This window comes from Roseisolibacter sp. H3M3-2 (genome assembly GCF_029211165.1).
Taxonomy (GTDB): domain Bacteria; phylum Gemmatimonadota; class Gemmatimonadetes; order Gemmatimonadales; family Gemmatimonadaceae; genus Roseisolibacter.
In genome coordinates this window covers 1-3,177 of the sequence record NZ_JARGEK010000461.1, presented here as the reverse complement: position 1 = coordinate 3,177, position 3,177 = coordinate 1, and the positions used below count along the sequence as shown (strand labels likewise).

Annotated in this window: 4 protein-coding genes; 1 reads left to right on the top strand and 3 read right to left on the bottom strand. The window is 77.9% G+C overall.

Annotation, left to right across the window (positions count from 1 at the left end; genetic code table 11):
- Positions 1–128: 128 nt before the first annotated feature.
- The 3 genes from PYV61_RS23010 to PYV61_RS23000 are packed head-to-tail and all read right to left on the bottom strand — an operon-like array spanning position 129 to position 2,220.
- The gene (locus tag PYV61_RS23010) at positions 129–857 is read right to left on the bottom strand and encodes a hypothetical protein (protein WP_275836096.1); all 729 of its coding nucleotides are present in this window, start codon (positions 855–857) and stop codon (positions 129–131) included.
- Positions 812–1,801, bottom strand: a complete 990-nt coding sequence (locus PYV61_RS23005; RefSeq protein WP_275836094.1) for a globin domain-containing protein — start codon at positions 1,799–1,801, stop codon at positions 812–814. Before PYV61_RS23005 ends, PYV61_RS23010 begins: the two co-directional genes overlap by 46 nt.
- Positions 1,798–2,220 (bottom strand): hypothetical protein, encoded by a 423-nt coding sequence (locus PYV61_RS23000; RefSeq protein WP_275836092.1) that lies wholly within the window; start codon positions 2,218–2,220, stop codon positions 1,798–1,800. Before PYV61_RS23000 ends, PYV61_RS23005 begins: the two co-directional genes overlap by 4 nt.
- A gap of 191 nt (positions 2,221–2,411) precedes the next feature.
- On the opposite strand from PYV61_RS23000, the gene PYV61_RS22995 reads away from it, so the two are divergent.
- A partial coding sequence (locus tag PYV61_RS22995; RefSeq protein WP_275836090.1) for a BTAD domain-containing putative transcriptional regulator occupies positions 2,412–3,177 on the top strand: 766 nt, incomplete at its 3' end.

Sequence of the window (3,177 nt, the reverse complement as noted above, 5' to 3'; positions counted from 1 at the left end):
GCACGTGACGGCGGCGCGCGGCGCGCGCGACGGGGCCAGCGGGTCGGGGCGGTCGGCGCAGGCCGCGGCGCCGGCGAGCAGCGCCGCGGCGGTCAGGGTGCGCATGCGCATGGCGGCTCGTCTCCGGCTCAGAGCTTCGTGCGCTGGACGCGGTGGACCGCGGTGGTCCCCCACGTGCCGGTGGCGAGCGGCAGGCACGCCGCCAGCGGCGCGTAGCCGGCCGGCGCCTCGAGCTCGCACAGCGTGTAGGTGCCGACGCCGCGCGAGGTCCCGAAGTTGAGGACGCCCGGAACGGTGCTCATGTCGTTCATGACGTTGTCGGTCACTTGCATGAGCGGCGCGCCGTCCTTCGACAGCATGTACTTGCCGCCGGGCACCGGGTGCGCGGTCGCGGCGTCCACCTGGTGCATCTCCAGCCGCGGGTTGAGCAGCATCACGATCTGGCCCAGGTCCACCGTCTTGGCCGCCGACGCGACCGTCACCTTCGCCGCGCCGTCGTAGATGAAGAAGGTCGACATCGTGGCCATCACGCGCCCCTCGTACGACGCGCCCTTCTGGATCGTGACCGTGAAGTAGCCGCTGCGCGGGTCGAGGTCGTCGGCGGAGTTGTCGAGCACCTCGCGGACGACGGTGGTACGCGCGTTCACGAACGAGGTGAACGCGACCTTGCTGGTGATCCCGGTGTGCGGCATGAGCTGCGGCAGGCGCAGCGTGAGCGTCGCCTTCTGGAGCGCGATGAGCTGCGCGTTCGGGGCGTCGCCGGCCGTCGGGACGGCGCTCGGCGCCATCGGCGCGTCGTTGCAGGCGGCGGTCAGGGCGACGGCGGCGGCGCTGGCGATGCGGATCGTGCGGGACATGGTCGGGCTCCGTGGGCTATGCGTTCGGGTGGATTCGCGGGATCGTGTCGGCGGCGCGGCGTCGGGCCGGCCGCGGCGACGGGGGGAACGCTAGGACGGCCGGTCAACAGCGCGTGATCGGATTCACTCCCGCGCAACGCGTTGCCGCGCAACGCGATCGCCCCGGGCGCGGGGCGCGGCGGCGGGTGGCGTGGGGGATGACCGCGCGCTCCGCCGCCGCCCTCGCGCCGATCGACGCCGCCCGCGCCACGACCGAGGCGGGCGACACGGCCGTCACGACCATCGTCGCCGTCCGCCGCCCCGCGCCGTGCGGGATGTGTCGCGAGCTGATCGCCGACGACGCGCCCGACGCGCGCGTGCTGGTGCCCGGCGACGACGGGCGGCCCGTCGCGCGCACGGTCGCGGCGCCGCTCCCCGGCAGGTACGCGCGCCCCTGAACGCGACGCGCGGCGGGCGCGCTCGTGGCGCGCCCGCTGCTGCGGGACGGGGGCGGGGGCGGGGGCGGGGGCGGGGGACCCGGCGCGCGCCGCCGCCGGGCCGCGGCCGGCGCGCTGCATCACGGCGGCGAGCAGCGTCCACAGCTCGCGCCAGGCGTCGCGGGTCGCCGGCGTGCCGCGGGCGCCGAGGGCGTCGATGAGGGCGAGCTGCAGGGCGGTGCCGGCGACGTCGTAGTCGCGCGCGGTGACGCCGTAGCCGCCGTGGCGGCGCCCGGACGGGATCGTCTCCGACACCAGCACGCCCGGGTCGTCGAGGACGGCGACGAGGTGCCCGACCATCGCCACGAACGTCGCCCGGTGCGCCGTCATGTCGACGCGCGCGAACAGCGCGCGGGCGTCGGGGTCGAGGGCGAACAGGTGCTCGTAGAACGCGGCCGCCAGCGCGTCGGCGCGCGGCGCGAGGATCGCCCAGCTCTCGCGGACCAGGGCGGCGGAGTCGGGGTTCACGCGGCCCGCCGGTGCCGGCGCGCGCTCCAGCGCACCGTCGTCGACAGGAGGCGGTAGAGCGCCCCGCCGGCCTCGCCGCCGGCGCCCCAGGCGTCGCCGACCGTGCGCTCCAGCGCGTGCAGCAGGGCGGCGGCGCACAGCGCGCCGTCGCGGCCGCGGACCGTGCCGACCGAGGTGCGCCGGCCGGGGAGGGCGGCGGCGGTCAGCGCGTCGGGGTCGTGCAGCAGCCCGACGACCGCGTCGGCGACGTCGACGAAGCGGCGGCGGCGGGCGGCGTCGTCGCCCTGCTCGAAGGGGGCGCGGGCGGCGGGGTCGAGGACGAACAGCCGCTCCAGGAAGGCGCGGGCGACGGCGCCGGCGTGGCGCTCGACGGCGGGCCAGCGGTCGGGCAGGGTCGGGGTGGCGGCGGCGGGGTTCATGGCGGCGCTCTATGGGTGCAGGGAGGATCGACGTGGGGTCGGGATCGCGGCCCAAGGATGCGGGGCGCCCCTCACCCCCCGATCACCGGATTCTCTCCACGGAAAGCCGTTGCGCGGCAACGCGTTGCGGGGGCGTGTGGGCGGCGGCGTCTTGCCGGACGGCCCGGGGCGGCGTACCGTAGCGCTCGCCCATGCTCGATCTCCGCACGTTCGGCGGCCTCTCGGTCCGCCTGCGCGACGGCCGCCAGCCCGCGCCCGCCGCCCTCCAGCCCCGCCGGCTCGCCATCCTCGCGGTGGTGGGGCGCGCCGGCGCCCGCGGCGTCACCCGCGACAAGATCCTGGCGCTGCTCTGGCCCGACGCCGACGACGAGGCGGGGCGCAAGGCGCTGAACCAGGCGCTCTACCAGCTACGCACGGGGCTCGACTGCGAGGCGCTGTTCCTGGGGACGCAGGAGCTGCGGCTCAACCCCGAGGTCGCCGGCTGCGACGTGGCCGACTACGAGGCGGCGCTGGCGGCGCGCGAGTGGGAGCGGGCGGCGGCGCTGTACGAGGGCCCCTTCCTCGACGGCTTCCGGGTGCCGGCCGCGGGGGAGTTCGCGCGGTGGGCGGACGAGGAGCGGGCCGACCTGGCGCACCGGCAGGAGGAGCTGCTGGAGCGGCTCGGGCGGCGGGCGGCGGAGCGGGGGGACGCGCGCGAGGCCGCCGGCTGGTGGCGCCGCCGCGCCGCGGCCGACCCGCTGAACGGGCGGGCGGCGATCGAGTACATGCGCTGCCTGGCGGCGGCGGGCGACGTCGCCACGGCGCTGCGGCACGCGCGGATCTACGAGGCGCTGGTGGCGCAGGAGCTGTCGATGCCGGCGGACCGCGAGGTGCTGGCGCTGGCGGAGCGGCTGCGCGCCGAGTCGGCGGCGGCGCCCCCGCCCCCGCCCGCCCCCGCGCCGGTCCCGGCGCCGCCAC